22 protein-coding genes are annotated in these 25,106 nt (G+C 70.1%); 12 read left to right on the forward strand and 10 right to left on the reverse strand.

The features are described from left to right. Positions 1 to 136: 136 nt before the first annotated feature. The gene (locus HUA74_RS29935) at positions 137 to 355 is read left to right on the forward strand and encodes a hypothetical protein (protein WP_141647878.1); all 219 of its coding nucleotides are present in this window, start codon (positions 137 to 139) and stop codon (positions 353 to 355) included. A gap of 24 nt (positions 356 to 379) precedes the next feature. Next, on the forward strand, positions 380 to 532 hold the full coding sequence (locus HUA74_RS29940) for a hypothetical protein (RefSeq protein ID WP_174457270.1): 153 nt from the start codon (positions 380 to 382) through the stop codon (positions 530 to 532). Positions 533 to 544: 12 nt separating this feature from the next. On the opposite strand, the gene HUA74_RS29945 is transcribed toward HUA74_RS29940, so the two are convergent. Then, on the reverse strand, positions 545 to 2,233 hold the full coding sequence (locus tag HUA74_RS29945; RefSeq protein ID WP_141647870.1) for a glutamine--tRNA ligase/YqeY domain fusion protein: 1,689 nt from the start codon (positions 2,231 to 2,233) through the stop codon (positions 545 to 547). A gap of 156 nt (positions 2,234 to 2,389) precedes the next feature. Then, positions 2,390 to 3,544, reverse strand: coding sequence for a glycosyltransferase (locus tag HUA74_RS29950; protein ID WP_141647871.1), 1,155 nt, complete (start codon positions 3,542 to 3,544; stop codon positions 2,390 to 2,392). Positions 3,545 to 3,709: 165 nt separating this feature from the next. Between HUA74_RS29950 and HUA74_RS29955 the strand changes: the two genes are divergently transcribed. Then, entirely contained in the window at positions 3,710 to 4,609 is a 900-nt protein-coding gene (locus HUA74_RS29955) for an alpha/beta hydrolase (RefSeq protein WP_371817324.1), read from the forward strand. Positions 4,610 to 4,617: 8 nt separating this feature from the next. On the opposite strand, the gene HUA74_RS29960 is transcribed toward HUA74_RS29955, so the two are convergent. Then, the gene (locus HUA74_RS29960; protein ID WP_174457271.1) at positions 4,618 to 5,397 is read right to left on the reverse strand and encodes an arginyltransferase; all 780 of its coding nucleotides are present in this window, start codon (positions 5,395 to 5,397) and stop codon (positions 4,618 to 4,620) included. 188 nt (positions 5,398 to 5,585) lie between these two features. Here HUA74_RS29960 and HUA74_RS29965 point away from each other — a divergent pair, with 188 nt between their 5' ends. The 3 genes from HUA74_RS29965 to HUA74_RS29975 all read left to right on the forward strand — a co-directional run bounded on the left by HUA74_RS29965 (position 5,586) and on the right by HUA74_RS29975 (position 8,319). Continuing rightward, the gene (locus HUA74_RS29965) at positions 5,586 to 5,834 is read left to right on the forward strand and encodes a hypothetical protein (protein ID WP_174457272.1); all 249 of its coding nucleotides are present in this window, start codon (positions 5,586 to 5,588) and stop codon (positions 5,832 to 5,834) included. Between the two features lie 182 nt (positions 5,835 to 6,016). Next, positions 6,017 to 6,868, forward strand: a complete 852-nt coding sequence (locus HUA74_RS29970; RefSeq protein WP_141647875.1) for a glycosyltransferase family 2 protein — start codon at positions 6,017 to 6,019, stop codon at positions 6,866 to 6,868. Further along, entirely contained in the window at positions 6,865 to 8,319 is a 1,455-nt protein-coding gene (locus tag HUA74_RS29975) for a pyridoxal-dependent decarboxylase (protein WP_174457273.1), read from the forward strand. Before HUA74_RS29970 ends, HUA74_RS29975 begins: the two co-directional genes overlap by 4 nt. 41 nt (positions 8,320 to 8,360) lie before the next feature. Here HUA74_RS29975 and HUA74_RS29980 read toward each other — a convergent pair whose 3' ends face one another. Then, a complete protein-coding gene (locus HUA74_RS29980) occupies positions 8,361 to 9,863 on the reverse strand; it encodes a carbamoyl-phosphate synthase (RefSeq protein ID WP_254625298.1) in 1,503 nt (500 codons plus the stop codon). 184 nt (positions 9,864 to 10,047) lie between these two features. Further along, on the reverse strand, positions 10,048 to 10,866 hold the full coding sequence (locus HUA74_RS29985; RefSeq protein WP_174457305.1) for a methylase: 819 nt from the start codon (positions 10,864 to 10,866) through the stop codon (positions 10,048 to 10,050). An 83-nt stretch (positions 10,867 to 10,949) separates the two neighbouring features. Here HUA74_RS29985 and HUA74_RS29990 point away from each other — a divergent pair, with 83 nt between their 5' ends. From HUA74_RS29990 to thrS, 5 genes are all read left to right on the forward strand, one after another. Continuing rightward, entirely contained in the window at positions 10,950 to 11,975 is a 1,026-nt protein-coding gene (locus tag HUA74_RS29990) for a hypothetical protein (RefSeq protein WP_174457274.1), read from the forward strand. A 54-nt stretch (positions 11,976 to 12,029) separates the two neighbouring features. Then, complete coding sequence (locus HUA74_RS29995; RefSeq protein WP_174457275.1) at positions 12,030 to 13,892, forward strand: OPT/YSL family transporter; 1,863 nt, start codon at positions 12,030 to 12,032, stop codon at positions 13,890 to 13,892. Positions 13,893 to 14,008: 116 nt separating this feature from the next. Next, entirely contained in the window at positions 14,009 to 14,275 is a 267-nt protein-coding gene (locus HUA74_RS30000; protein WP_174457276.1) for a hypothetical protein, read from the forward strand. 124 nt (positions 14,276 to 14,399) lie between these two features. Further along, entirely contained in the window at positions 14,400 to 14,774 is a 375-nt protein-coding gene (locus HUA74_RS30005; RefSeq protein WP_174457277.1) for a hypothetical protein, read from the forward strand. 268 nt (positions 14,775 to 15,042) lie between these two features. After that, positions 15,043 to 16,245, forward strand: coding sequence for a threonine--tRNA ligase (gene thrS / locus HUA74_RS30010; RefSeq protein ID WP_174457278.1), 1,203 nt, complete (start codon positions 15,043 to 15,045; stop codon positions 16,243 to 16,245). A gap of 53 nt (positions 16,246 to 16,298) precedes the next feature. On the opposite strand, the gene HUA74_RS30015 is transcribed toward thrS, so the two are convergent. Continuing rightward, entirely contained in the window at positions 16,299 to 16,715 is a 417-nt protein-coding gene (locus HUA74_RS30015) for a CBS domain-containing protein (RefSeq protein ID WP_141648295.1), read from the reverse strand. A gap of 213 nt (positions 16,716 to 16,928) precedes the next feature. Between HUA74_RS30015 and msrB the strand changes: the two genes are divergently transcribed. After that, positions 16,929 to 17,354: a peptide-methionine (R)-S-oxide reductase MsrB gene (gene msrB, locus HUA74_RS30020; protein WP_141648294.1), complete on the forward strand. Its 426-nt coding sequence runs from the start codon at positions 16,929 to 16,931 to the stop codon at positions 17,352 to 17,354. Positions 17,355 to 17,414: 60 nt separating this feature from the next. Here msrB and purL read toward each other — a convergent pair whose 3' ends face one another. The 4 genes from purL to HUA74_RS30040 form a co-directional block, all read right to left on the reverse strand. Further along, entirely contained in the window at positions 17,415 to 21,329 is a 3,915-nt protein-coding gene (gene purL, locus HUA74_RS30025) for a phosphoribosylformylglycinamidine synthase (protein ID WP_174457279.1), read from the reverse strand. A 282-nt stretch (positions 21,330 to 21,611) separates the two neighbouring features. Next, on the reverse strand, positions 21,612 to 22,790 hold the full coding sequence (locus HUA74_RS30030) for an NAD-dependent epimerase/dehydratase family protein (RefSeq protein WP_174457280.1): 1,179 nt from the start codon (positions 22,788 to 22,790) through the stop codon (positions 21,612 to 21,614). Positions 22,791 to 22,879: 89 nt separating this feature from the next. Next, entirely contained in the window at positions 22,880 to 24,181 is a 1,302-nt protein-coding gene (locus HUA74_RS30035) for a hypothetical protein (RefSeq protein ID WP_174457281.1), read from the reverse strand. A gap of 71 nt (positions 24,182 to 24,252) precedes the next feature. Next, positions 24,253 to 25,095 (reverse strand): metal-dependent hydrolase, encoded by an 843-nt coding sequence (locus HUA74_RS30040; protein ID WP_141648290.1) that lies wholly within the window; start codon positions 25,093 to 25,095, stop codon positions 24,253 to 24,255. Positions 25,096 to 25,106 lie beyond the last annotated feature (11 nt).

A 25,106-nucleotide genomic window follows, 5' to 3' on the forward strand; every position in this document is an offset into this window, starting at 1 on the left:
GCCGGGGACGGAAATGCCCCCAGCCAAGAAGTCGGGACGCGGACGCCCGGAGTCAACGGGCCACCGGGCCCTCGCCCGGCCGCGGGGGCGAGACCCCGGCTTGCGAGTCCTGGTCACCCCTGACAGGCTGCCAGGCATGGTGCCGCTGACAGACCGGGCCGCCCTGCCCCTGGAGCAACGAGCAGCGCTGGAGCGAGAGCTCGCGCCCCTCACCCTGCTCCAGGACGTGGTGCGCTGGGGCTTCGCCAGCACGCCTCCGCGCGACGTGACGGAAGTGGTGGTGCAGGACGAGTTCACCCACGACGTGGTGCTGCCCTGGAAGGACGGCGGCTACCTCGTCTTCGACACCACCTGACTCGGCGGAATCAACGCGGTCTCCGTGTGGGACCGTCGACCCAGCGCTGATGAACTCCTCGACGCCCGGCTCGCGGCGGGCTGGACGCCCACGCCCACGAGCACCGTCGACGGCGACGTCATCCTGGGCCACGCCGCGTGCAGGGTGCCGCCCGCGAAGGACGGGGCGACACCCTGAGCGGCGAGGGGACTACTTCCCCTTGCCCTGCTCCTTCACCCACGAGTCCTTCAGGGTGACGGTGCGGTTGAAGACGGGCTTGCCCGGCTGCGAGTCCTTCGGGTCCGCGAAGAAGTACCCCAGCCGCTCGAACTGGAAGCGGGACTCCGGCGTCGCCTGGGCAAGGCCCGGCTCCACGCGCGCGTTCCTGAGGACCTCCAGGCTCGCCGGATTGAGGAAGGTGGTGAAGTCCTTCGCGTCATCCGAGTCCGGGCTCTCCACGGAGAAGAGCCTGTCGTACAGCCGCACCTCGGCGGTGGGCGCGTTGCCCGGCACCCAGTGCAGCGTGCCCTTCACCTTGCGGCCATCCGGCGAGTCACCGCCGCGCGTGGCCGGGTCATAGGTGCAGCGCAGCTCCGTGATGTTGCCGGCCGCGTCCTTGATGACCTCCTTGCAGGTGATGAAGTACGCCGAGCGCAGGCGCACCTCCTTGCCCGGCGCCAGGCGGAAGAAGCCCTTGGCGGGGACCTCCATGAAGTCCTCCGCCTCGATGAACAGCTCGCGCATGAACGGCACCTTGCGCGTGCCCATCTCCGGCTTCTGCGGGTGGTTCTGCACCTCCAGGAGCTCCTCCTGGCCTTCCGGGTAGTTCTCCACCACCACCTTCAGCGGGCGCAGCACCGCCATGGCGCGAGGGGCCGTCTCGTTCAGGTCCTCGCGGATGCACAGCTCCAGCACGCCCATGTCGATGAGCTGCTGCGTCTTGCTGACGCCCGCGCGCGTGGCGAAGTCGCGGATGGAGGCCGGCGTGAAGCCCCGGCGGCGCAGGCCGCTGATGGTCATCATCCGGGGGTCATCCCAACCGGAGACGTACTTCTCCATGACGAGCTTGAGCAGCTTGCGCTTGCTCATCACCGTGTAGTTGAGGTTCAGCCGGTTGAACTCGTACTGATGCGGCCGCTCTCCCTGGATGAGGCTGTCCACAATCCAGTCGTACAGCACGCGGCGGTTCTCGAACTCCAGCGTACAGATGGAGTGGGTGATGCCCTCAATCGCATCCGACAGGCAGTGCGCGAAGTCGTAGAGCGGGTAGATGGGCCACGCCTCGCCGGTGCGGTGATGGTGCGCGTGGCGGATGCGGTAGATGGGCGGGTCCCTCAACACGGGGTTGGGGGACGTCATGTCGATCTTGGCGCGCAGCGTGTGCTTGCCGTCCGGGAACTCTCCGCCGCGCATGCGCTCGAAGAGGTCCAGGTTCTCCTCCACGGAGCGGGTGCGGTACGGGCTGTCCCGGCCCGGCGTGGTGAAGTCGCCGCGGTACTCGCGAATCTCGTCCGCCGACAGGCTGCACACGTACGCCTTGCCCTGCTTGATGAGCTGCACGGCGAAGTCGTAGAGCTTGGGGAAGTAGTCGGAGGCGAAGAACTTCCGGTCATCCCAGTCGAAGCCCAGCCACTTCACGTCCCGCTGGATGGACTCGACGTAGTCGGTGTCCTCGGTGACGGGGTTGGTGTCGTCGAAGCGCAGGTTGCACAGGCCACCGTATTGCTTCGCCAGCCCGAAGTTCAGGCAGATGGCCTTGGCGTGGCCGATGTGGAGGTAGCCATTGGGCTCGGGCGGGAAGCGGGTGAGCACGCGACCACCGTGCTTTCCCGCGCGCCGGTCTTCCTCGATGATTTCCTGGAGGAAGTTCAGGCCCTGCGTTTCGTTCGTCGTCGTCATGATGGGGGCGAATCCTCGTGAAGCCGCCCGGGGCCGGCAAGCGATTCCTTGCACCCTCGCCGTTCCCAGCGGGCCTCGGAGGAGAACACCCGGGCCGGGCGCCCCCTTCCAACGCGGGGCGGCGGGGCCTCCGGACGGAAAAGCCCCCAGGGGGCCTCAGAGGGACGCCAGCAGCGCTTCCCAGGCCCCCAGGGCCCGCGTCGCCGACAGCTCCTCCGCGCGTGCCCGGGCCCGGCGGGACAAATCCTTGCGGTGCACCTCGTCGGTGACGACGCGTCCCAGCGCCTCCGACAGCGCCTGGGGGTCCTCCAGGGGCACCAGGACCCCGTGGCGGCCATGCTCCAGGACCTCCGCCGGCCCGGAGGGACAGTCCGTGCTGACCACGGGGCACCCCAGGGCGAGCGCCTCCAGCAGCACCATGGGCAGGCCCTCGAAGCGCGAGGACAGGGCGAACACCGCGGCCTTTCGCATCAGCGCGTGCGGATTGGCGGCGAACCCGGGCATGAAGACGGTGGACTCCACGCCCAGCGAGCGGGCCAGGGCCTTCAAGTCGGCCTCCAGCGAGCCCACCCCGAGGATGAGCAGGTGCTGGTCCACGCCCCGCTTTCGCGCGAGAGCATGGGCGCGGATGAGCACGTCGAAGCCCTTCTGGGGCTCCAGCCGTCCCACGGCGATGACCACGGGCTTGTCGAAGACGGCCGGGGCCCAGTCGGGCAGCGGCCCTTCCCCGGCGGCGCGCACGACGTCGCCATCCACGAAGTTGGGGATGACCTGGAGTCGCTCCTCGGGCACGGGCACCAGCGACTGGAAGGACCGGGCGGTGTCATGGCCGCAGGCGACGATGCGGTTCATGCGCGGATACAGCAGGCGCAGGCCCCAGAGCTGTCGGCGCGGCTGCTCGCGATGGAAGGCGCCCCAGTCGAAGTGGATCATCCCGACGACGGGCTTGTTGAGCAGCCTGCCCGCCAGGCAGGCCAGCAGCGCGGCACGGCCCTCCTGGCCCGCGACGATGACGTCGGCCTCGCGCGCATGGCGCAGCAGGTGCCAGAGGTACACCGGCAGGCTCTGCCGATGGTAGTCGTAGGAGTCGGTGGCCCAGACGACCTCGGTGTTCCGGGGCAGTCGGTCCTCGCGGTCCGGCGGAGGGCGGTGGTGGAAGAACAGCCGGGTGGCGAAGCGCTCGGAGTCCAGGCCCGCCAGGATGTTGCAGACCGAGCGCTCGATACCGCCAGCGCCCATGAACACGAGCGTGAAGAGCACGCGCTTCCGGCGGGGGTCTTTCGAGGCGTCTCGTGGCACCGGTTGCAGCATCCAGCCCCCACTCCCCAGAAGGCGGGTGCACCGTAACCCAAGGAGGCATACCCGCCAACAAGACGAACGGGCCGCTCGCCCTCACGGGACGCGAGCCACCGGACTGACGCACACAGCCGGGCCACTCGGCTAGGCTCGCGCGCGCCCACGCCTTCCACTCCTCTCGTGAAAAACCCACTCCGCTCGCGCGTCCTCGTCTTCGTGGCGTCCCTGCTCTGCGTGTTCGCCGCCGGCGGCTTCCTCGCGGTGCGCGGCCACCGCATCGGGCAGGGCCTGCTGCATCCGCCCCATGTGCCGGTGGAGCGGCCCGTCGCCTCACCGGAGCTCTCTGGCCTTGAGGACGTGAGCTTCTCCAGCGTCGACGGGCTGACGCTGCGCGGCTGGTACGTGCCGTCGCGAAACCGGGCGGCGGTGGTGCTGGTGCATGGCTTCGCGGACAACCGCGCGCAGCTGCTCTTCGAGGCTCGCGCGCTCGCCCGAGCGGGTTATGGCGTGCTGCTGTTCGACCTGCGCGCGCATGGAGAGAGCGGCGGAGACCGCGTGACGTGGGGCGACGGCGAGCGGCGCGACGTGACGGCCGCGCTGGACTTCGTCTCCAAGCGCCAGGACGTGGACCCGGCGCGGCTGGGCCTCTTCGGGTTCTCCATGGGTGGCACCACCGCGCTGCTGGTGGCGGAGACGGACGTCCGCGTGAAGGCGGTCGTCGCGGCGGGCGCGTATCCCGCCCTGGAGGCGGACGTGTACTCGGGCTATGGCCGGTGGGGCGCCTTCAGCGCGGAGCCGGTGCTGTGGACGCTGCGGCACGCGGGCGTGGACGTGGACGCGGTGCGCCCCATCGACGGCATGTGCCAGCTCCAGGGCCGGCCGCTCCTGCTCGTCAACGGTGACGTGGACCCGGACGCCCCCGCCAAGCTCCAGGCCAGCCTCTTCCGCGCGGCCTGTGAGCCCAAGTCCCTGTGGGTCGTCGAGGGCGCGGGCCATGGCGAGTACTCGCGCGTCGCACCCGAGGAATACGCCCGCCGGCTGCGCGAGCACTTCGACCGGGCCCTCTTGAACGCGGGCTGACGCGAGCGCTACGGGGTGCCGTCCGGCTCGGAGGTCGGCTCGGGCGCCACCGCCGGAATCTCCCACGTGGGGGCCGAGTCCAGCGCGGGCCGCCCCACGAGCAACTCATGCGGCCGGAAGCCGCCCTTGTAGCGCAGCGACGCGCACGCCTGGACGCGGTAGCCCAGGTACACGTGGGGGATGCCGCGAGCGCGCGCCAGCTCCACCTGGAACACCACGTTCGCGGTGCCGAGCGACAGGGCCGCGCAGGCCGGGTCGTAGAAGAAATACACCGCGCTCCACGCGCGCGGCGTCTCGTCGCAGATGCCCAGCGCCACCAGTTTCGGGCCGCCCTCCGCGCCATCGTCGTAGAAGGCGACCTCGCGCGCGGAGGGATGGGGGAACGAGAACTGGAGCGAGTACTCGCGCAAGGTGAGCGGCGAGGGCTCCCACTCCCGCGAGGACTCGCGCTCCGCGTGCCACGCCCGGTAGAGCGCCAGTCGCTCGTCGTCCACACGCGGCACGTCCACCTCCACGCGCAGGTGCGCGCACGCCGCCCGGGCGCGTCGCTGGCTGCGATTGGGACGAAAGCCCTCCACCGGCAGGCGCAGCGAGACACATTCGCCACAGGTGGCGCAGGCGGGCCGGAAGTACAGCGGGCCGAACCGACGCCAGCCGCGCACCAGCAGGTGCTCGTACTCCTCCGGTGACACGTCCTGCATCACCAGGTTCTCCAACGACGCCTGCTGCTCGGGCAGGTAGCTGCACGGGCGAGGGGCTTCGACTTCGTGTGCCAGCAGGAGGGCCATGTCCGTCCAAGTTCCTCTCCGGCGGACCGCCCGGCGTCAAGTCGGACGCGGGTGTCAGGATGCCCCGCGGCCAGGGAGCCACGCCCTGACAGTCTGTCATGTCGCGCCCCGGACGCATCCCCGACGGGAGGGCATGGCATGGCGACTGCAAACATTCTCGGGTGACTCCCACGTGAAGGCGGAAGCACATGGCCCGAGACTGCCTGCAGCCCTGGATGGACCGGCTCGCCCACGCCGAACTGGAGACCGAGGACGTCGCGCCTTTCTCCGCCTTCGTGGGGGGTGCGTGGGACGACCAGCGGCTGGGGACTCGGACCTTGAGCGCGCGCGCCGCCAACCCGGACAGGCCTGTCCTGCCAGCGAGGCTTTCCCGGCAGGTCGGTGAAGACCCCAGGTGGGAGACGGACGACTTCGAGTTCGCGGTGGCGAGCTACTGAAGACCGCGTCACCCCCTGACGAGTGGGCGTCCCTCCTGGACGCCGCTTCTCAACCTCATCCAGTTTGAGAACGCGCGGGCCCGCACACCTTGCGCGGCGGGCAGGCAGCCGCGCAAGCCGCGCGCGGGGTGGAACACCAAGGCGTCTTCCCGGCCCCCGGCGCCAGCGCGTATAAGTCTGACATGTCCGCAATCGATGTCTCGGTGGTGATGCCCACCCACCGACGAGAGAAGGAAGTGGTGGAGGCCATCCGTTCGGTGCTTCGCCAGGAGGGAGTCCAGGTCGAGGTCATCGTGTTGGATGACACGCCCGAGGGCACCGCTCGGGCGTCGGTGGAGGGGCTGGGCGATGAGCGCGTGCGCTACGTGGTGAACGACCCGCCCTCCAAGGGCCGTCCGGCGGTGGTGCGCAACCACGGCGTGACGCTGGCGCGCGGGCGCTACCTGCACTTCCTGGATGACGACGACATGCTGGCGGACGGCGCGCTGCACGCCATGGTGAGCGCGCTGGACGCGCGTCCCGACGCGGGCGTGGCGGTGGGCTGGGTGGTGCCCTTCGGCGACGACGCGGACTGGCTCAAGGACAAGAGCGAGTACTTCGAGTGGGCCGCCAAGGTGGGCTCCACGACGCCCAACAGCGCGTGGACGGTGGCGCACATCCTCTTTCGCGGAACGCTGTACGTGAACTCGGCCTGCATGGTGCGCCGCGAGCACTTCTCCGCGCTGGGCGGCTTCGACGCGTCCATCCCCGTCTACGAGGACGTGGACTTCTACCTGCGCGGCATCCGCGCCTTCGGCCACGTCTACGTCAACCGGCCCATCCTGCACTACCGCACGGGCCGGCCCTCGTTGATGCACAACCTGGGCAAGGACGGCACGCTGGTGATGCAGTCCAACGAGATGATTCACGGCAAGTACCGCAAGACGAACGGCGTGTTGGAGTACCGCGCGCTGCAGTTGTTGATGCGCGCGCTGCCCTTCGACGTCGCCAAGCGGCTGCCGCTGCGGTTGCCGAAGCAGGGCCGGGTCTCATGAGCTTGAAGAATCGCCTCGTCGGAACGGCCAAGCGGCAGATGAAGCAGACGCTGCGGCCGGTGCTCCAGCGGGCCATGGCGCCCAAGCGCACGGAGATTCCCGCGTCGTACTGGGGGCTGGAGCAGCGCACCGGCCAGGGCCTGTGCCTGGAGGGTGTGCCGCTCAAGGCGCTGGTGGAGCGCTGGGGCTCGCCACTGCACGTGGTGCACCTGGCGGCGCTGCGGCGCAACGTGGAGCGCTTCCTGGCGGTGCCTCAGGGACGGGCGGGCGGCTGCGAGGTGTTCTACTCGTACAAGACGAACCCGATTCCGGGTGTGCTGTCGGTGCTGCACGGCATCGGCGTGGGCGCCGAAATCATCTCCGCCTACGAGCTGTGGCTCGCGCTGAAGCTGGGCGTGGCGCCCGAGCGCATCGTCTACAACGGCCCGGTGAAGTCGGAGGCCTCGGTGCGAGAGGCCATCTCCCGGGGCATCCAGTTGCTGGCCGCCAATCACGCGGAGGAGCTGGGCACGTTCGCGCGCATCGCGGCCGAGCTGGGCAAGCGCCCGCGCGTGGCGCTGCGGGTGAGCACGGACAGTGGCTGGGCGGCGCAGTTCGGCACGCCCATCGCCGGGGGCGCGGCGCTGCGGGCGTATGCGCAGGCGCGTGCGTCGTCACACCTGGACGTCGTGGGCCTCCACGCGCACCGGGGCGCCACCATCCGGACGGAGGGCGAGTTCACCGGCTTCGTGGAGGCGGTGCTCGCCTTCACGGACACGCTGCACCAGGAGCTGGGGTTGGATCTGGAGGTGCTGGATTTGGGCGGCAGCCTCTGCACGCCGTCGGTGGAGCACATCGCCGAGCGCGACTGGCGGCTCAACCTCACCTTCTTCCGCGACGTGCCCGCGCCGGACCCGGACGGGGCGCTCGGCATCTCCCGCTATGTGGCGCTCGCGGTGGAGCTGGTGGAGTCGCACTACGCGCGGCGGGGTCGCCAGCGTCCGCGCATCTTCCTGGAGCCGGGGCGCGCCATGACGGGCGACACGCAGTTGCTCCTGGGCCGCGTGCACACGCTCAAGCAGGGTGACGACCGGACCTGGGCGGTGCTCGACGCGGGCGTGAACCATGCCGAGTGCGTGCGCAACGAGTACCACCAGCTCTTCCATGTGGACCGGCCGGATGCGCCCGCGTCGCGCGTGTACACGGTGGTGGGGCCCATCTGCACGCCGGGCGACACGCTGTACCACGCGAAGCGGTTGCCGGAGCTGACCGAGGGCGACACGCTGGCCATCATGGATGCGGGCGCCTACTTCGTGCCGTTCGCCACGTCCTTCTCCTATCCCCAGCCCGCCATCATCGCGTTGGACGACGGGAAGGAACTGCTACTGCGCCGGGCGGAGACGTTCGAGGACCAGATTGCCCTCGACACCGTGACGGGCGCGGCGGCTCCGGGAAAGACGGAAGCCGCCTGAGCCTCACGGCCGCCCGCATCTGAAGCGGGCGGCCCGGAGGACTACCGGTTGAGCACCATCATCCGGAGGAAGGCGCGAGGGTGGCGCGCGGAGCCGTAGAGAATCTGCGCGACCTCCACCGCCGTGGGCATCATGTCATCCGAGTCGATGAGCGGATCCACCGCCACGTCCCGGTGCTCACCCAGCCAACGCCGCCACTGACGTGCCTCGTCGACGGGGAGCGCGCCTGAGAGCCGCTGGAGGTTGAGCAACATCTCCAACGCAATCCGGTTGCAGAACACCTCGCCCTTCCCCGTCCACTCGCGCGCCGCCTTCACCACGCCCTGGAGCGCGGGCTTGTCACCCAGCGCCGCGTGGTAGGCCATCAGCGGCAGCGGCAGTCCTCGCGCGATGTCGAAGCCCATCTGCCCGTAGTAGCGCGGGTTGAAGTCGATGAGGAGGAAGTCGTCCTTCGTCTGGATGAACTCCACCTCGAAGACACCGTGGTAGCCCAGTTTCTGGCACAGCCGCTTGAGGCCGTCCGACAGGTCCTGGCGCACCGGCGCGGACTCGAAGCACACGCCCACGCCCAGCCGGCGCGGACGCTGGAGCACCTTCATGGCGCCCCGCACCTCGAACAGCTCACCGGATTCGTCCACGAAGCCCGACAGGCTGTAGATGCCCTGCGCCGCTTCCGGATGGAACTCCTGCACCATCGGCCGCGCCACCGCCGGGTCGAAGTTCACCAGCATGGGCGCATACCCGTCGCGCGCGAAGGCCCGGTACTCCTCCACCAGCTGCGACGGCTCCGCCACCGGCAGGCCCTTGACGTGCGTGGAGTAGAGAATCTGCGTCGTCGGCTTGATGAGGACCGGGAAGCGCGCCTCGCGGGCGATGGCCTCCAGGTCCGCCTCGGACTCGGGGAACCAGGTGCGCGGCAGCGTCAGCCCCACCGCCTGGCCCGCCTCGAAGAGCTTGCGCTTGTTGAGCAGCCCGTACACCGCCTCCACGCCCGGGTCATAGAGGTGGAAGTACTGGGACAGCTCCCGGGCATGGACAGACACCAGCCACGCCAGCTCGTCGCTCGTCGGGTACAGCACGTGCCGATGCGGCTCCCTCCGGCCGAAGTCCAGCAGCCACTCCATGAACGCCTCGGGCTGGGATTCGGGAGGACACTGCACGCGCCGCCCGACGAAGCGGGACCAGCTCGCGGGGCCCAGACGGCCGGGGTCGGCCACCGTGACGTCAATGCCATTGCGCCCGAAGCAGCGCGCGGCGGCGAGCGTGCCGTAGAAGCTCGCGGAGAAGAGCAACGCGGACGGCCGCCCCTCCACGCGCGGGCGCGCCGCCTGTTCCACCTTCACGTCTTCTGCCTCCACCTGAGCCGTCTCCAGTCTCTCCACGTCCTCCAGCCTGCGCGGGCGCGGGGGCGCCCTGCGGGCCGTGGCCTGGGCATGCGCGCCGACACCTGAAGCCTGGGTCGACACAGGCGTCGCGGTAGCCGCGGCGAGCCCGGCGGTGAGGAGTGAGAGGATGTGCCGTTTCATACCTTGGGCACGCAACATAGCCGCCCCCCCCACCATTTGCCCCTGTCCACTTCGCGTCCATTGTTCCGCGGGCCCATTCCCCCAGGCCCTTCGGCCCCGGAACATCCGACCGGGTCCGCCGCGACGACCCACCGACGCGCGACGACCCATGGGGTGAGGTCGCGCCACGCGGGGCCGTGGCGCGAGCGGCTGGCCCCGCGCGTCAGGGGCTCACGCCGCCCTCCGGCCGCCACACGAGATAGCCCGAGTCGAGCAGCCACGCGTCCGTGGCCACCCCGCCCAGTCGCGTCCCCAGGCGTGTGACGGACTCACGGAAGGCGTCGGGGGGCGAGGTGTGTCCCGCCTCGCGCGCCTGTCTCCAGGCCTCCATCCACGCCTGGAAGAAGGTGTGCATGGGCTCGCCAGGACGCACGCGACGGCGCAAGTCCCGGGGCAGCCAGTCGCGGAACAGCAGGGGCGCGAAGCCATTGCGAAAGTCGGTGTGGAACAGCAGCGCCTCGCGCATGGGGGGCGCGTCCCCGTCCGCCGACGCTCGACGCAGCAGGTGCGCGGTGAGCACCGAACCCTCCGGGTCCGAGCTCCCCTCCACGAGCAGCCCCGACGGGAGCAGGAATCGACCCAGGGCATGGTGCACGTCGGAGACGCGCTCGGCCGGTCCCTGACGCAGCAGGTTCATGGCCCGCACGAGGCGCGCCGGCTCGTCCGCCGAGAGCGGCAGCTCGAAGCCCCCCTGCCGGAAGTGCGTGCGCGAGCCCGCATGGACCTGGGCGGCCAGGGCGCGCGCCTCCTCCAGCTCCACGCCGATGACGGTGAGCTCCGGCTGGAGCACGCGAAACGCCTCCGCGCTCTCCAGCGTCGTCCACGGGTGCTCACCAAAGCCCACGTCCACGAAGACGGCCCGGGCCCAGGCGCCATCGACACGCGACAGCAACCGGGGCTCGAAGCGGCACAGGTATGCATCGAGCGCGCGCAGGCGACCCGGCGCGGTGCGACCCCGGGTCTTCGCATCCAGCGTGGACATGCCTCCCACTTCGTCGAGGCGCGCCATGCGCGTCAAGCCTCCCCCGTTCCCTCCGGACCGCGCGGGCCGGTAGGCTCCTCCGCGTGCGCCCCGCCTCCGCCCTCACCTGCCCCGGCTGTCAGGCGCCCCGCGTGGAGGGGGCGGAGTGTCCTCGCTGCGGCATCATCTACGCCCGAGCGGAGGCCCGTGCGGCGCGCAGGGCCGAGCAGGAGCGCGCCGCGGCGGCAGCGGACCCGCAGGCCCCGGAACCCGCGCCCTTCGAGGTGGACCCCGCCTGGCTCGCGCCGCCACCGGACCTGCGCTCGGACGCGCATCCGCTGGAGACCGCCGCGTTCGACGCCGCCGACGAACAGGCCGTACACGAGCTGCGGCTGCGGCTCATCGTCGTGCCCGTGGCGTTGCTCGTGGGTTATCTGGGGGCCACCGGCTCGCTGCGCTTCATCGTCCGGCTGTTCACCATGCTGGTGCATGAGCTGGGGCACGCCGTCACCGCGTGGCTGTGCGGCATCCCCGCCGTGCCGTCGCTCTGGGTGACCTCCATGGGCTCGGAGCGATGGTACTCGCTGGCGTTGGCGCTCGCGGGCGCGCTCGGAGCGCTCACCTGGATTGGCTGGAAGCTGCGCCGCTGGGCGTGGGTGACGTGGGGCGTGGTGCTGCTCACCTGCCAGCTCGTCTGCACCGTGGGCCTGCCCATGTCGAGCACGCTGCCGCTCGTCATCTTCGGCGGTGACGGGGGGATGCTGGTGCTGGGCACGGTGCTGATGGGGTGCTTCTACGTGCGGCCCGGCAGCTACCTGCACGTGCGCGCGCTGCGCTGGGGCCTGGTGCCCATTGGCGCGCTGTCCTTCTGGGACGGCTTCCTCACCTGGTGGAGGGCGAGGACGAACGCGGAGGAGATTCCGTTCGGCCGCATGGAGGGCCAGGGCCTGAGCGACCCCAGCCGACTGGTGGATGAGCACGGCTGGCAGGAGGGCGACCTCATCCGCCGCTATGTGACGCTGGGCGTGCTCTGCCTCGTGGCCCTGGCGGTGTTCCACATCCTGCACCTCTACCGCGGGCGGAGCCGCCTGCGCGCCGCCGTGCGAGCGCTGCGCCACCAGGAGGAGTGACGAGACGTCTCGGGTTGTGACAGCGGTGGGGAACGCCGGTACCCTTCGCGGCACATGGCACACTCCGCCCCCCCGCTCCCCTCCCCGGAGCCCTCCCCGTCCTCGCTGTCCGACGCCCCCGAGCAGGTCCAGCCGCGCCTGGGCTGGCTGCCGCCGGTGGGGTCCTGGAAATACCACCTGCTGTTGAGCGCCGTGGCCCTCTTCATCCTCGGGCCCCTGGGTGGCATCGCCGCGTCGTACATGAACTTCAGCGTGGGCTTCTTCGTCGGCGGGCAGGTGCTGGCGGGCATCCTCGGCAGCGCCGTCACGTACGGCTACGGCTCGGAGGGCAAGCACGGCGCCAACTACATGCAGACGATGGCCGCGTCGGTGGCCTCGCTGTGCGCCATGTCCGTGCTCATCCAGGCCATGGTGTGGCTGGGCATGGAGATGCCCCCCGCCTGGCACCTGATGCTCTTCGTGGGCTGCGTGGGCATGTTCGCGGTGGGCGTGGGCATGCTCTACACGCCGCTGCTCGTGGACCGGCTCCAGCTCGACTATCCGTCGGGCTTCGCGGTGGCCAACATCCTGCGCGCGCTGACGGACAAGCGGCTGCTCAAGGCGTCCATCTCCAAGCTGGGCGGTGGCACGCTGCTGGGGGCCATCGCCGCGTGGATGACGGAGAAGATCGCCGTCGTCGCCGCCATCGGAACGAGCGCCGCCACGCTGGGCGCGGGCATGATTGTCGGCAGTCGCATCACCGTGCCCGCGGTGCTGATGGCCGTCATTGGCGCGTGGCAACTGCCCTATCTGCGCGAGCTGGGCTGGCTGGGCGCGACGGACCCGTTCCGCAAGGTGGGCTTCCTCATCGGTCTGGCGATGATTTGCGGCGCAGCGGCGGTGGACCTCTCGCTGCTCGCGGTCCAGGCCGTCGCGCGCGTGCGCGCCCGGGCCACTGTCGCGGAGGGCGAGGAGCCGGCGTGGAAGAAGGTCAACATGCCCCGACTGCTGGCCTGGGTGGTGGGCTGGGGCGCGGCGACGCTGCTGGTGGGCACCCTCGTGCTGGGGCAGCCCTTGGGCTGGCTCGCCTTCGGCCTGGCCCTGGCGCTCCTGTTCGTGCTCATCAACGGCATCTCCTACGGCATCACCGACCAGAACCCCATCTCCAGCGCGTTCGTCATCTCCATCATGTTGATGTCGTTGATGGGCCTGAAGAACCCGCTGGTGGGGTTGATGGCGGCGACCATCCTGCTCATCTCCACGTCCGTGGGCTGCGACATGCAGCAGGACCGCTCCACCGGCTGGCGCCTGGGCACCAACCGCGTCATCCAGTTCCGCTACCAGGTGATGGGCGTCATCATGGGCGCGCTCTTGTGCGTGGGTCTGGCGAAGGTCTTCATGACGGCCTACCCCGCGCTGACCATCAACCAGCTCGACAACCCCAATGCCCCGGTGGGCCAGTGGGGCTCCGCCATGACCTACAAGCTGGTGGGCGCCATCCGGGACCTGGGCTCGCTGTCGGACGCCAAGATTCAGGCGATGTTCTTCGGCCTGGGGCTCGGCTTCGGCATCCAGGTGCTGCGCAAGCTGCTCCAGGGTCACCAGGGCTATCAGAGCTACATCAAGAGCTCGCGCGCGGGCTTCGCGGTGGGCTGGACCATGGACTCGTTGGTGCTGGCCAGCCCCTACGCGTCGTCCTTCGGCGCCTTCGTGTCCTTCCCGGCGGCACTGTGGTTCGGCGCGGGCGGCATCATCGCGTCCGTGTGGAACACGGTGACGAAGAAGCGCGGCCCCGTCGCAGCGGGCAGCCCTGGCCAGGGCGAAGCGCTCCCCGAGGACATGAGCACCATGTCCCTGGTGGGCGGCGGTCTCATCGCTGGCGAGTCCCTCTTCTTCCTCATCGCCGGCATGATTGGACTGGCCTCGCTGCTGGCGTGACTTGACAGTTGCCGGTGCGGGCCAATTCCTGACGCACTCACAGTGCACATGCCACAGTCTCTCTCGGGGAGCGACCGATTCCCGGCGCTCCATCCGAAGCGAACCGAGGGAAGCCCATGAAGCGTGTCTTCGTGCTGTGCGTGGCGCTGTTCAGTGTCTCGTGGCTGGGATGCGGCGGGCCTCTGGCGGAAGAGGGCGGCGAGCCGCTCTCCCAGGAGCCCACGCAGGAGTCCTCCCAGGAGTTCGTCACCTGTCCGGGTGACCTGCCCCAGTGCTCCACCTACGAGGGGAAACGCTGCATCAGGCGGGTGGACTGCTGCGATGGCGACTTCCTGTTGTGGTGCGCCTGCGACCCCACCATGAAGCGCTTCCACTGCCTCTAGGGCGTCCACGCCTGGACACTTCCGCGCGAGGGGAGGCTCGACACCCATCCCGGCATTCATGGGAAAACAAGCACAAGGCGCTCACCCTGGGCGCCTGACGCAAGTCCTCCCCGGAAGGATTCCCATGAAGCGCGCAATCGTGATGATGGCAGCGGTCCTTGGTGTCTCGTTGATGGGTTGTGGCGGCGCGGACCTCGCGACGCCGACCGGTGAAGCCGTGTCGGAAGAGGTCCAGGACGTTTCCCAGGAGCTCGTCACCTGCACGGCCACCTGCTACGGCGGGACGTCGGTCTCTTGCACGGGAACGACGTGCAGCTACGTGAACAACCAGAGCGTGACGTGTGATGGCGTCGTCCACTACTGCCCCCCCACCATCTGTCCTGGCACGTACCGGCCCTGCTTCTCGCTCTCGGGCCGGCGCTGCTCGCAGCACGAACCCTGCTGTCGGGGGGACGTCGAATCGTACTGCGCCTGCTACAACGGCAAGCTGAGCTGCTGAGCCGCGTACACCCTTGCAAGGGGTTGTCCGGCGGGTCCGGTTGACAATTTCCGGGCCCGCCTGCATTTTACTCTTCGTGAGCTTCGTCATCGTCACCACGACCACCCGCACCACGACTCGCTACGGCGGGTGTGGAGCGGTGCGCGTCGCGAAGTGAGCTGACGACCGCACGGCTTTCCGCCCCGCCTTTTCGGCCGGGGCAGCCGTGCACTCGCTCAGTGCTCCGTCCGGCAAGGCATTCAACCCTTCCGTATCCGGAGACGAAGCAATGCTCGACGAACAAGACCACCGCTCCCTGGGCCATCGCCTGGACCTCTTCCACTTGCAGGAAGAGGCACCGGGAATGGTCTTCTGGCACCCGCGCGGCTGGAAGCTGTACCAACTGCTGGAGGAGCGCGTCCGCCAGCGAATGAAACGCGAGGGCTACCTCGAGGTCCGTACGCCGCAAGTCTACGCGCAGCCCCTGTGGGAGCGCAGCGGCCACTGGGAGAACTTCCGCGAGAACATGTTCCTGCTCCAGGACGGGGACCGCCACCTCGCCTTGAAGCCGGTGAGCTGCCCGGGCCACATCGAGCTCGTGCAGCGCATGGCGCCCAGCTACAGGGATTTGCCCCTGCGGCTGTGCGAGTTCGGGCTGGTGCACCGCAGCGAGCCGGGAGGCGCGTTGCATGGCCTGTTCCGGCTGCGCCAGTTCACGCAGGACGACGGGCACATCTTCTGTGCCCCGGAGCAGGTGGTGGATGAAGTCGTGGCCTTCGCGCGCTCCCTGAAGGAGTTCTACGCGAGCTTCGGCTTCGACGAGGTACAGGTTGCGTTCTCCGGCCGGCCCGCGTCCCGCGTAGGAAGCGACGAGGTATGGGACCAGGCCGAGGAGTGGCTGGCCGCCGCCGCGAAGCAGGCCGGACTGGACTGCAAGCTCCAGCCGGGTCAGGGCGCCTTCTACGGGCCCAAGCTGGAGTTCGTGCTGAAGGACAGGCTGGGACGCGAGTGGCAGTGCGGGACGATTCAACTCGACCTCGTGCTGCCCGAGCGCTTCGACCTGCGCTACCAGGAGTCCTCGGGCGCGAAGGTCCGTCCGGTGATGCTTCACCGCGCGCTGCTGGGCAGCCTGGAGCGCTTCATCGGCGTGTTGCTGGAGCACCACGGGGGCGCGCTGCCCGCGTGGCTCGCTCCGGAGCAGGTGGTGGTGGCGCCCGTGGGTGAGGCGGCGGTGGACTACGCGGAGCGCTTCGCCGCCAGCCTGCGACGCGCGGGCTGCCGCGCACGAGTGGACGCGCGCGGCGAGTCGCTGTCGCGCAAGGTGTTGGACTCGCACCAGGCGGGCGTCCCGTGGCTCGTGGTGGTGGGCGGGCGCGAAGTGCAGGCGAACGGCGTCAGGCTGCGAAAGCGGGACGGCTCGCAGCGGGACGTGTCCTGGGACGCGGGGCTCGAGGAGCTTGTGGCCGAGTGTGGGTCGGCGGCGGAGGACTGATGAAGAACCGAGGGGCGGGGCCGGAGCTCCCGGCTTTCCGCCCCTCGGGGTTTCTACGCGTGACGCAGGTGCTCCAGCACCGCGCCCGCGCGCATCAACTCCGCGGGCACGGTGGCCAGGTCATCCAGGCTGAGGATGCCCAGGGGCCGGCGGGCCTCATCCACGACGACGAGCCGCCGCACCATCTTGTCCTCCATGAGCTGCTCGGCGGTGCTCAGCGTGGCGTCCGGTTCGCAGGTGATGAGCGCGGTCGTCATGACCTCGCGCACCCGCGTCTCGTTGGGGTCCTGTCCCAGGGCCGTCGAACGGACGGTGATGTCCCGGTCCGTCAACATGCCCACCAACTGCCCGCCGTCGGTGACAGGGAGCGAGCCGATGTTGCACGTGCGCATCCGCAGGGCCGCGACGCGCAGCGACTCGTCGGCCTCGATGGTCTCCACATTCTTCGTCATCAGCTCGAAAATCCGCATGGCGCCTCCGCTGATGGGGGGTGTGAACGATGGGCTACGCCCTAACGTGGCGTCAGTGGAGGTGTCGTGCCCGCCCTGCCCCTGGGCCCGGAGGAAGGGCGGACGGGCGGACAGGGGGCCTCATTCCAGGTTGGCCAGCGGGCGCGACGATTGGGCAGGATGGGCATCCAAGAGAAACCCCGGGCGTGGACCCGGGAAAAGGAGCGTGACGGCATGGTCGACAAGCTCACCCTCAGCGATGCGCAGTGGCGCGAGCGCCTGACTCCCGAGGAGTACGACGTCCTGCGCAGGCATGGCACGGAGCGCCCGGGCTCGGGGTGTTTCCTGGGGACCAAGACACCGGGCACCTACGTGTGCGCCGGCTGTGGCAATCCCCTCTTCAAGGCGGGGACCAAGTTCGAGTCCGGCACGGGGTGGCCCTCGTTCACCCAGCCGTTGAGCGGCGCGGACTCGGTGACGGAGATCAGCGACCGCTCGCACGGCATGGTTCGCACCGAGGTGCGCTGCGCCCGCTGTGACGGCCACCTGGGACACGTCTTCCCGGATGGACCGCCGCCCACCGGGCAGCGCTACTGCATGAACTCCGTGGCGATGAAGCACGTGGAAGAAGGCCAGCCGCTGGAGCTGGTCCGCGCGTAGGCGGCGCGTGTCGCCCCGGCCTCGACAGCATCTTCGAGGTCGGGGCGCTGTCCGCTCGCCTCAGCCCAGCCAGGCGCGAGCGTTGCGGAACATCCGCATCCACGGGCCGTCGTCGCCCGTCCACTCCCGGGGCCGCCACGAGTGCTGCAACGTGCGGTGGACGCGCTCGGGATGCGGCATCGTCACGGTGAAGCGCCCATCCCGCGTCGTGACGCCCGCGATGCCATGCGGCGAGCCGTTGGGGTTGGCGGGGTACGTCGCCGCCACCTGGCCCCGGTTGTCCACCCAGCGCGTGGTGATGTAGCCCAGCCCGTTGATGCGCGCGGCCTCGGCGGCGTCGGAGAACTCCGCGCGCCCCTCGCCGTGCGCCACGGCGATGAGCATCCGGCTGCCCTCCATGCCCTGGTAGAAGAGCGACGGCGTGCGAGCGATTTCCACCGTCCCCAGGCGGGCCTCGTACTGCTCGGAGGCGTTGCGCACGAAGCGAGGGAAGTGCTCGGCGCCCGGGATGATGTCCTTCAAGCCGGACATCATCTGGCAGCCGTTGCAGATGCCCAGGCCGAAGCTGTCGGAGCGCGCGAAGAAGCCCGCGAACTCGTCGCGCGCGCGCGGGTTGAAGAGGATGGACTTCGCCCAGCCTCCGCCCGCGCCCAGCACGTCTCCGTAGGAGAAGCCACCGCAGGCCAGCACGCCGTGGAAGTCCTTCAGCGACACGCGCCCGGCGAGGATGTCGCTCATGTGAACGTCCACCGCCAGGAAGCCCGCGCGGGTGAACGCCGCCGCCATCTCCTGCTGGCTGTTGACGCCCTGCTCACGCAGCACCGCCACGCGGGGACGGGCGCCCTTCGCCACGAACGGCGCGGCGACATCCAGCCCCACGTCGAACGTCAACTTCGGCGTGAGGCCCGGGTCCGTCGCGTCGCACTTGGCCGCGTACTCCTGCTCCGCGCACACGGGGTTGTCGCGGCGCTTCTGCAGTTCGTGGCTGACGCGAGACCACACGCGGCGCAGGTCCATGGTGCCCTCGGACAGCAGCACCTGGGCGCCGTGGCGCACGCGGACCTCCAGCGCGGACGTCGGCCGGCCCAGCTCATGGCAGGACGCCGCGAGGCCGTGCTGCCCCAGCACCTCGCGCACCCGGGCCACGTCGGCCGAGCGCACCTGCACCACCGCGCCCAGCTCCTCGTTGAAGAGGGCCGCCGTCGCGTCGGCGCCCAGCGCCGCCACGTCCACGTCCACGCCGCAGTGGCCCGCGAAGGCCATCTCGCACAGCGTGGCCCACAGGCCGCCGTCGGAGCGGTCGTGGTAGGCCAGGAACCGGCCCTCCGCGTTGAGCGACTGCACCGCCGCGAAGAAGCCGCTCAAGAGCGCGGCATCCTCCACGTCGGGCACCTCGGGGCCCACCTGCGCGTGCGTCTGCGCGGCGATGGAGCCGCCCAGCCGCTGCCGCCCCTTGGCCAGGTCGATGAAGAGCAGCCGCGTGTCCTCGCCTGGCTCCACCAACAACTGCGGCGTGAGCGACTGACGCACGTCCAGCACCGGCGCGAAGGCGGAGATGATGAGCGACACCGGCGACGTCACGACCTTGCGCGCGCCAGCCTCCTCCCAGACGGTGCGCATGGACATGGAGTCCTTGCCCACGGGGATGGTGAGGCCCAGCGCGGGGCACAGCTCCATGCCCACCGCGTGCACGGCGGCGTACAGCTGCGCGTCCTCGCCGGGGCTGCCCGCCGCCGCCATCCAGTTGGCGGACAGCTTCACGTCGGAGAGCTTGTCGATGCGCGCCGCGGCGATGTTGGTGAGCGCCTCGCCCACCGCCATCCGCGCGGAGGCCGCCGCGTCCACCACCGCCAGCGGCGTGCGCTCGCCCATGGACATGGCCTCGCCCGTGGTGCTCGTCACCGTGGACAGCGTCACCGCGCAGTCGGCCACCGCCACCTGCCACGGACCCACCATCTGGTCCCTGGCCACCAGGCCCGACACCGAGCGGTCGCCAATGGTGATGAGGAAGGACTTGTCCGCCACCGTGGGGTGGCTCAGCACGCGCTCGGCCAGCGCCTTGAGGTCACCCGGCAGCGCCAGCGGAGCGTGCGCCAGGGGCCGCGACGTCGCGTCGCGGTGCATGCGCGGGGCCTTGCCGAACAGCACGTCCATCGGCAGGTCGATGGGCGGCGTGCCCAGGCGCGAATCGGACAGCTTGAGCACCTGGGCCTCCGTCGCCTCGCCCAGCACGGAGAAGGGCGCGCGCTCGCGCTCGCAGAAGGCGGTGAAGCGCGCCAGGTCCTCGGGCGCCACGCCCAGCACGTAGCGCTCCTGCGCCTCGTTGCACCAGATTTCCACCGGGGACATGCCCGGCTCCGCGTTGGGCACCGCGCGCAATTCCAGCCGGCCGCCCAGCTCGTTGTCGTGCGCCAGCTCCGGCAGCGCGTTGGACAGGCCGCCCGCGCCCACGTCGTGGATGGAGCGGATGGGGTTCTTTTCGCCGAGCGCGCAGCACTGGTCGATGACCTGCTGGCAGCGCCGCTCCATCTCCGCGTTGTCGCGCTGCACGGAGGCGAAGTCGAGGTCCGCCGCGCTCGCGCCCTGCGCCATGGAGGACGCCGCGCCACCGCCCAGGCCAATGAGCATGGAGGGGCCGCCCAGGACGATGAGCTTGTCGCCCGGCTGCAGCTTGCCCTTCTGCACGTGCGGCGCGCGGATGTTGCCGAACCCGCCGGCGATCATGATGGGCTTGTGGTAGCCGCGCACCTCCACGCCCTCGGGCGTGGCGACCTGCGCCTCGTAGCTGCGGAAGTAGCCGCACAGGTTGGGGCGGCCGAACTCGTTGTTGAAGGCGGCCCCGCCCAGCGGACCGTCAATCATGATGTCCAGCGCGGAGACGATGCGGTCGGGCTTGCCGTAGGGCTGCTCCCAGGGCTGCTCGTAGCCGGGGATGCGCAGGTGGCTGACGGTGAAGCCCGTCAGTCCCGCCTTGGGCTTCGCGCCGCGTCCGGTGGCGCCCTCGTCGCGAATCTCTCCGCCCGCGCCCGTGGCCGCGCCCGGGTACGGCGAAATCGCCGTCGGGTGATTGTGCGTCTCCACCTTCACCATGATGTGGGCCGGCTCGCGCACCGTCCCCCACTCGCCCGTGTCCGCGTCCGGGAAGAAGCGGTCCACCTCGAACCCCGCGATGACGGCCGCGTTGTCCTTGTAGGCGGAGAGCACGCCCTCCTTGTGCTGGGCGTAGGTGTTCTTGATGGCCTGGAAGAGCGAGCGCTCCTGCGGCTTGCCGTCCAGCGTCCAGCTCGCGTTGAAGATTTTGTGTCGGCAGTGCTCGCTGTTGGCCTGCGCGAACATCATCAGCTCGACGTCGGTGGGGTTGCGCTTCAGCTCCTGGAAGCGCGCCACCAGGTAGTCGATTTCGTCCTCCGCTAGCGCCAGGCCCAGCTGGCGGTTCGCCGTCACCAGCGCCGCGCGGCCTCCGCCCAGGATGTCCACCGTGGTCAGGGGCCGGGGCTCGTGCTCGGAGAAGAGGACCGCCGCGTCCTCCAGGCGCTCCAGCACCGCCTGCGTCATCCGGTCATGCAGCACCGGCTTCAGGCGCTCCACCTGCGCGGGCTCCAGCGCGCGGCCTTCGGGGCCGGCCACGAAGTAGGCGAGGCCGCGCTCCAGGCGTCGAATCTTGGAGCCCAGCCCGCAGTTCTGGACGATGTCCGTCGCCTTCGAGGACCAGGGAGAGATGGTCCCCGGGCGGGGCACCACCAACAACAGGCTGCCCGCACGCTCGCCCGAGGGCACCTTCGGGCCGTACTCCAGGAGGCGGCCGAGCATCGCCTGCTCGTCCTCGGAGAGGGCCTTCGGGGCGTCGAGGAAGTGCACGTGCTCCGCGTAGACGGACGACACGGAGGGCACCTGCTCGCGGCACTGCGCGAGCAGCTTGGCGAGCCGGAATTCAGAGAGGACGGGAGCGCCGCGCAGGGAGTGCATGCTGGACATGGGGATTGGGTGTGGCCCTGGGTAACAGCCGGGCCGTCCTTATCACCGTGCGTCGCGCGGGCGAGGACAGAGTTCGCCCCGGCCCGCTCGCTGTCCAGGCGGACAGGGGCCACGGTGGGAGCCCCTCACACGTCGGAGCTTGCGCGGCGCTCGTGACAGGTAGGGAAACTCGGCAACCATGAAGCAGGGGCCGCACGAAGCGCTAGCGCCCCCGGGAGCGACGGCCCGGGGTGCGTCCAGCGTGCGGGAGTCAGTGCCCGTGCGGACACTCGACGAAGGGCGCTACCCGCCCTTGCCAGAAGCCGCGGGGGCCGGAGTCGCGGCCGGCTTTTCTTCTGGAGCCCGGGCCTTGCGCCACAGCGCCAGCAGTTCCGCCTCGCGCTCCGCGGGCAGCCCCGCGCGCGGCTTGTTCCGGCGCTCCTCGGGCAGCCCCTTGAAGTACGCCAGCGTGTCGCGGACGGTGACGTCCACCGGACGGAACTTCAGCCCCGCCTTCACCGCCTTCGCGTTGCTGCGAAGGTGCGTGCCCAGGCTGGTGCCGGCGGGCGGCATGTAGATGGGGAGGCGGACATCGCCCGTCTCGCCTTGCTTCTCCAGGAACTCCGCGGGCACCCACGTCACCTTCGTGTCCCGCCCCGTCACCTGCCGGCACGTGTCCAGCATCGCGCCCATGGACCACGGCTCCGCGGGGCCCACCGCGTTGAAGACGCCGTTGACCTGTCCTTCGATGAGCAACACCAGCCACTCGGCCAGGTCTCGCACGTCGATGATTTGCAGCGGGTCCTTCGGCGTCCCGGGCGCGAGCATCTCCCCGCCCTTGTCGAAGCGCACCGGCCAGTACGTGAAGCGGTCCGAGCGGTCATCCGGCCCGACGATGTAACCGGGACGGATGTTGGCCACGCGTCCCGGGAACGCGGCCTCGGCGGCCTCCTCGCAGGCGCGCTTGAGTCCTCCGTAGAACTCGTAGTCCTTGCCCATGCTTTCGACAGTGGGGTCCGCCAGCGTCGCCGTGGGGCCGCTCTCGTCCTCGCGCGGCGTCTTGTCGCTGGCGTAGGCGGACACGCTGGAGATGAAGACATACTGCTTCACGTTCGGCGCCAGCAGCCCGGCCGAGGCGCGGACCATGCGCGGGTAGTAACCGGACGTGTCCACCACCGCGTCCCACTTGCGCCCCTTCAGCGCCTTGAGTCCCTCGTCCTTGTCCGGGTCTCTGTCGCCGCGCAGCTTCTCCACGTCGGGGAAGAGCTCGGGGCGCGTCTTGCCGCGGTTGAAGAGCGTCAGCGAATGGCCCCGTGCTTTCGCGGCCTCCACCACGGCGGGGCCCAGAAACCCCGTGCCGCCCAGGATGAGGATGCGCTTCTTCGCGCCCTTCTTCGACGCGGCCATCGCCTCGGGTCCGAGCGCGAGCAGCGACGCGCCCGCGGCGGAGTACTGCAGGAACTTCCTTCGCGAAGTCTTCATGACAACGGCTCCAAGGGGCCGTGATGCACTCGGGGGGACGCGCGCGACAACGCGGCGATTCGCGTTTCATTCCCGAGACATCTCACGCGTCAGCGGTCACCCAGTGCGACACCGAAGCCGAGTGTCCACGCGAACCCATGGGTCCACTCGCTGGAGAGCGGACGCAGCCCCTGGTAGCGCAGCTCCGTGCTCGCGAGGAACGGCCCGCCGAGCAGCGCACTCGCGCGCAGTCCCACCGGCACGCCGAAGCGAGTCCCCCCTTCCTGGGAGAACAACCCCACGCCCAGAGAAGCCCGCACGTCCACGCCCACGGAATAGGCCGGTCGCCAGGCCCACAGCGGCGGAGACAACACCGACAGACTCCACCCACCCGCTGGCGGCGGACGGCTCCCCAGCCCCAGGCCCCGCGTCCACTCCACGGACAGCCGCAGCGCATGCGGCAACGGCAGCCCCGCGCGCAGTCCCGCGACGGGTGTGCCGCCTCGCGAATCTTGAGTCATGCCGCCCAGCGCCTGCAGCGACAGCTCCGGCGACGGGATGAAGCCTCGCGCCGTGAAGGCAGGTGCGTCCGGTGCGGCGACCTCCTCGAAGCGAGCACCCGCCCACGTCAGGAATGCCTGGGTATACGCCACCGCCGCGGCGGCCCGGTCCGCCATGAAGGCGTCGTACGTCGCGGGCGCCACGCGGTGCGCGCCATCCTTCCAGCGAGGCTCGGCCTGACCGAAGGCATTGCCCACGCTCCCGTAGACACCGAAGGAGCCCGGACGCCGGGCATCCGGCTCCACCCAGAACGTGCTCCAGGGAAGCTCGACGCCGTCCTCCGCGCGCAGGAACTGGGTGCGCACCGCCTCCAGCGTCTCGCTCGCGAGCGCGTGCTGCGCCTCGGGCCCCGGCAGCGGCTCGACTTCGCGGGAAGGCAGCCGCGTCAGCACGTCGCGCAGCCCCCAGCCCTCGAAGCCATCCGCGAAGCCATGATTCACCGGCACCACATGCGGCGGCGAGGCCACGTCCTGGATGTGATGCGACAGGTGCCCGGCCCTGTCCCACGCCCGCGCCCAATCTCCCCCTCGCGCGGCATCCAGGGCCTCTTCCCAGAGCATCCGCACGCGCGCGTCGGAGCCCGCGCGCAAGGAGGAGTCCAGCGCGCCCTCCGGCCGGTAGAAGTGGTGCCAGCCCGTCCACTTCACGTGGAGGTTGAGGTCCTCGGCGGTGGCGCCGTGCAGCACCGCGTCCCGGTGCGCGGCCAGGGAGCGGGGGCCCCCCGCCGCCAGGGCCCGTTCAATGGCGGCCTCGGTCAACGCGTGGTGGTCCTTTACCCAGAAGGCCTCCGCGCCCGACGGAACGGCCACGGACAGGAGGGCGGCGACGGCCAGGCGCGGCGAGGTCAACATCGTGAGCAGCCTCCGCCCGCGAGGACGCCTCGTGCTTCCGGAAGTCCTCGTGGTGGGCTCGGCGGAACGGCTCAGGCGGCCTCCGCGCGGGAGGGCTCTTCAAGCGTCGCCAGGTGGGCCCGGGCGATGTGCAGGTTGTCGTTGTCCAACGGATGGAAGGAGGGCCGCAGGTATTCCTTGAGGCCGCGCCACACCACCCGCACCAGGACCGGGTCCTTCTCGTGGGCGCGCCGCAGCTCGCGCCACACTCCTGTCCACCCCAGCCCGGGCTCCTGCCGCAGCAGCGTCACGGTGGCCGCGAACCACAGGCCAAACAGCGCGATGACGGCCGCGCACATCCCCGTCACCCGCAGCGCATAGCCGGGCGCCACCTTGCGCAGCACGTCAAAGGCCACGGACTTGTGTTCAATCTCCTCGGCGGCGTGCCACTCGATGAGCGCGCGCATGGCCGGGTGGCCATCCGCGAACACGCCAAGCGTCAGCGTGTTCTCGCCCATGATGGCCGTGTAGTGCTCCAGCGCGGCGGCGATGGACAGCCGCAGGACCGGCGGGAAGTACTTGAAGATGAAGCCCCAGACGATGCGGTGATAGGCCCGCATGAAGCCGGAGATGACGTAGCCCTGGGACTCCAGCAGCTCGATGTAGTCCTGGTGCTCCCGCGCGTGCTTGCCCTCCTGGGCGAAGAACGCCTTCACCTGCGCGCGCAGCTCCGGCGCGTCATCCAGGGCATGAAGGTAGTGATTGACGCTGCGCACGATGAACCGCTCTCCCTCGGGGAAGAGCATGTTGAGCCCGTTCCATAGCTGCGTGGAACCCAGACCGTTGTGATGCCACACGCGGGGGAACGTGGCGTCGAAGTGAAACTTCAGATTCAGTCGCGGGACGATGCGGCCAGGGTCGGGGGGATTGACCATGAGTGGGGGGA

Origin of the sequence: Myxococcus sp. CA051A (genome assembly GCF_013336705.1) — a bacterium.
Classification (GTDB): Bacteria; Myxococcota; Myxococcia; order Myxococcales; family Myxococcaceae; genus Myxococcus; species Myxococcus llanfairpwllgwyngyllgogerychwyrndrobwllllantysiliogogogochensis.

Bases quoted from the DNA above. Each gene is read 5' to 3' on its own strand.
- HUA74_RS29935 (WP_141647878.1), top strand. From the start codon at position 137: ATGGTGCCGCTGACAGACCGGGCCGCCCTGCCCCTGGAGCAACGAGCA.
- HUA74_RS29945 (WP_141647870.1), bottom strand. From the start codon at position 2,233: ATGACGACGACGAACGAAACGCAGGGCCTGAACTTCCTCCAGGAAATC.
- HUA74_RS29950 (WP_141647871.1), bottom strand. From the start codon at position 3,544: ATGCTGCAACCGGTGCCACGAGACGCCTCGAAAGACCCCCGCCGGAAG.
- HUA74_RS29960 (WP_174457271.1), bottom strand. From the start codon at position 5,397: ATGGCCCTCCTGCTGGCACACGAAGTCGAAGCCCCTCGCCCGTGCAGC.
- HUA74_RS29965 (WP_174457272.1), top strand. From the start codon at position 5,586: ATGGCCCGAGACTGCCTGCAGCCCTGGATGGACCGGCTCGCCCACGCC.
- HUA74_RS29970 (WP_141647875.1), top strand. From the start codon at position 6,017: ATGTCCGCAATCGATGTCTCGGTGGTGATGCCCACCCACCGACGAGAG.
- HUA74_RS29975 (WP_174457273.1), top strand. From the start codon at position 6,865: ATGAGCTTGAAGAATCGCCTCGTCGGAACGGCCAAGCGGCAGATGAAG.
- HUA74_RS29980 (WP_254625298.1), bottom strand. From the start codon at position 9,863: ATGTTGCGTGCCCAAGGTATGAAACGGCACATCCTCTCACTCCTCACC.
- HUA74_RS29985 (WP_174457305.1), bottom strand. From the start codon at position 10,866: ATGTCCACGCTGGATGCGAAGACCCGGGGTCGCACCGCGCCGGGTCGC.
- HUA74_RS29995 (WP_174457275.1), top strand. From the start codon at position 12,030: ATGGCACACTCCGCCCCCCCGCTCCCCTCCCCGGAGCCCTCCCCGTCC.
- HUA74_RS30000 (WP_174457276.1), top strand. From the start codon at position 14,009: ATGAAGCGTGTCTTCGTGCTGTGCGTGGCGCTGTTCAGTGTCTCGTGG.
- HUA74_RS30005 (WP_174457277.1), top strand. From the start codon at position 14,400: ATGAAGCGCGCAATCGTGATGATGGCAGCGGTCCTTGGTGTCTCGTTG.
- thrS (WP_174457278.1), top strand. From the start codon at position 15,043: ATGCTCGACGAACAAGACCACCGCTCCCTGGGCCATCGCCTGGACCTC.
- HUA74_RS30015 (WP_141648295.1), bottom strand. From the start codon at position 16,715: ATGCGGATTTTCGAGCTGATGACGAAGAATGTGGAGACCATCGAGGCC.
- msrB (WP_141648294.1), top strand. From the start codon at position 16,929: ATGGTCGACAAGCTCACCCTCAGCGATGCGCAGTGGCGCGAGCGCCTG.
- purL (WP_174457279.1), bottom strand. From the start codon at position 21,329: ATGTCCAGCATGCACTCCCTGCGCGGCGCTCCCGTCCTCTCTGAATTC.
- HUA74_RS30030 (WP_174457280.1), bottom strand. From the start codon at position 22,790: ATGAAGACTTCGCGAAGGAAGTTCCTGCAGTACTCCGCCGCGGGCGCG.
- HUA74_RS30035 (WP_174457281.1), bottom strand. From the start codon at position 24,181: ATGTTGACCTCGCCGCGCCTGGCCGTCGCCGCCCTCCTGTCCGTGGCC.
- HUA74_RS30040 (WP_141648290.1), bottom strand. From the start codon at position 25,095: ATGGTCAATCCCCCCGACCCTGGCCGCATCGTCCCGCGACTGAATCTG.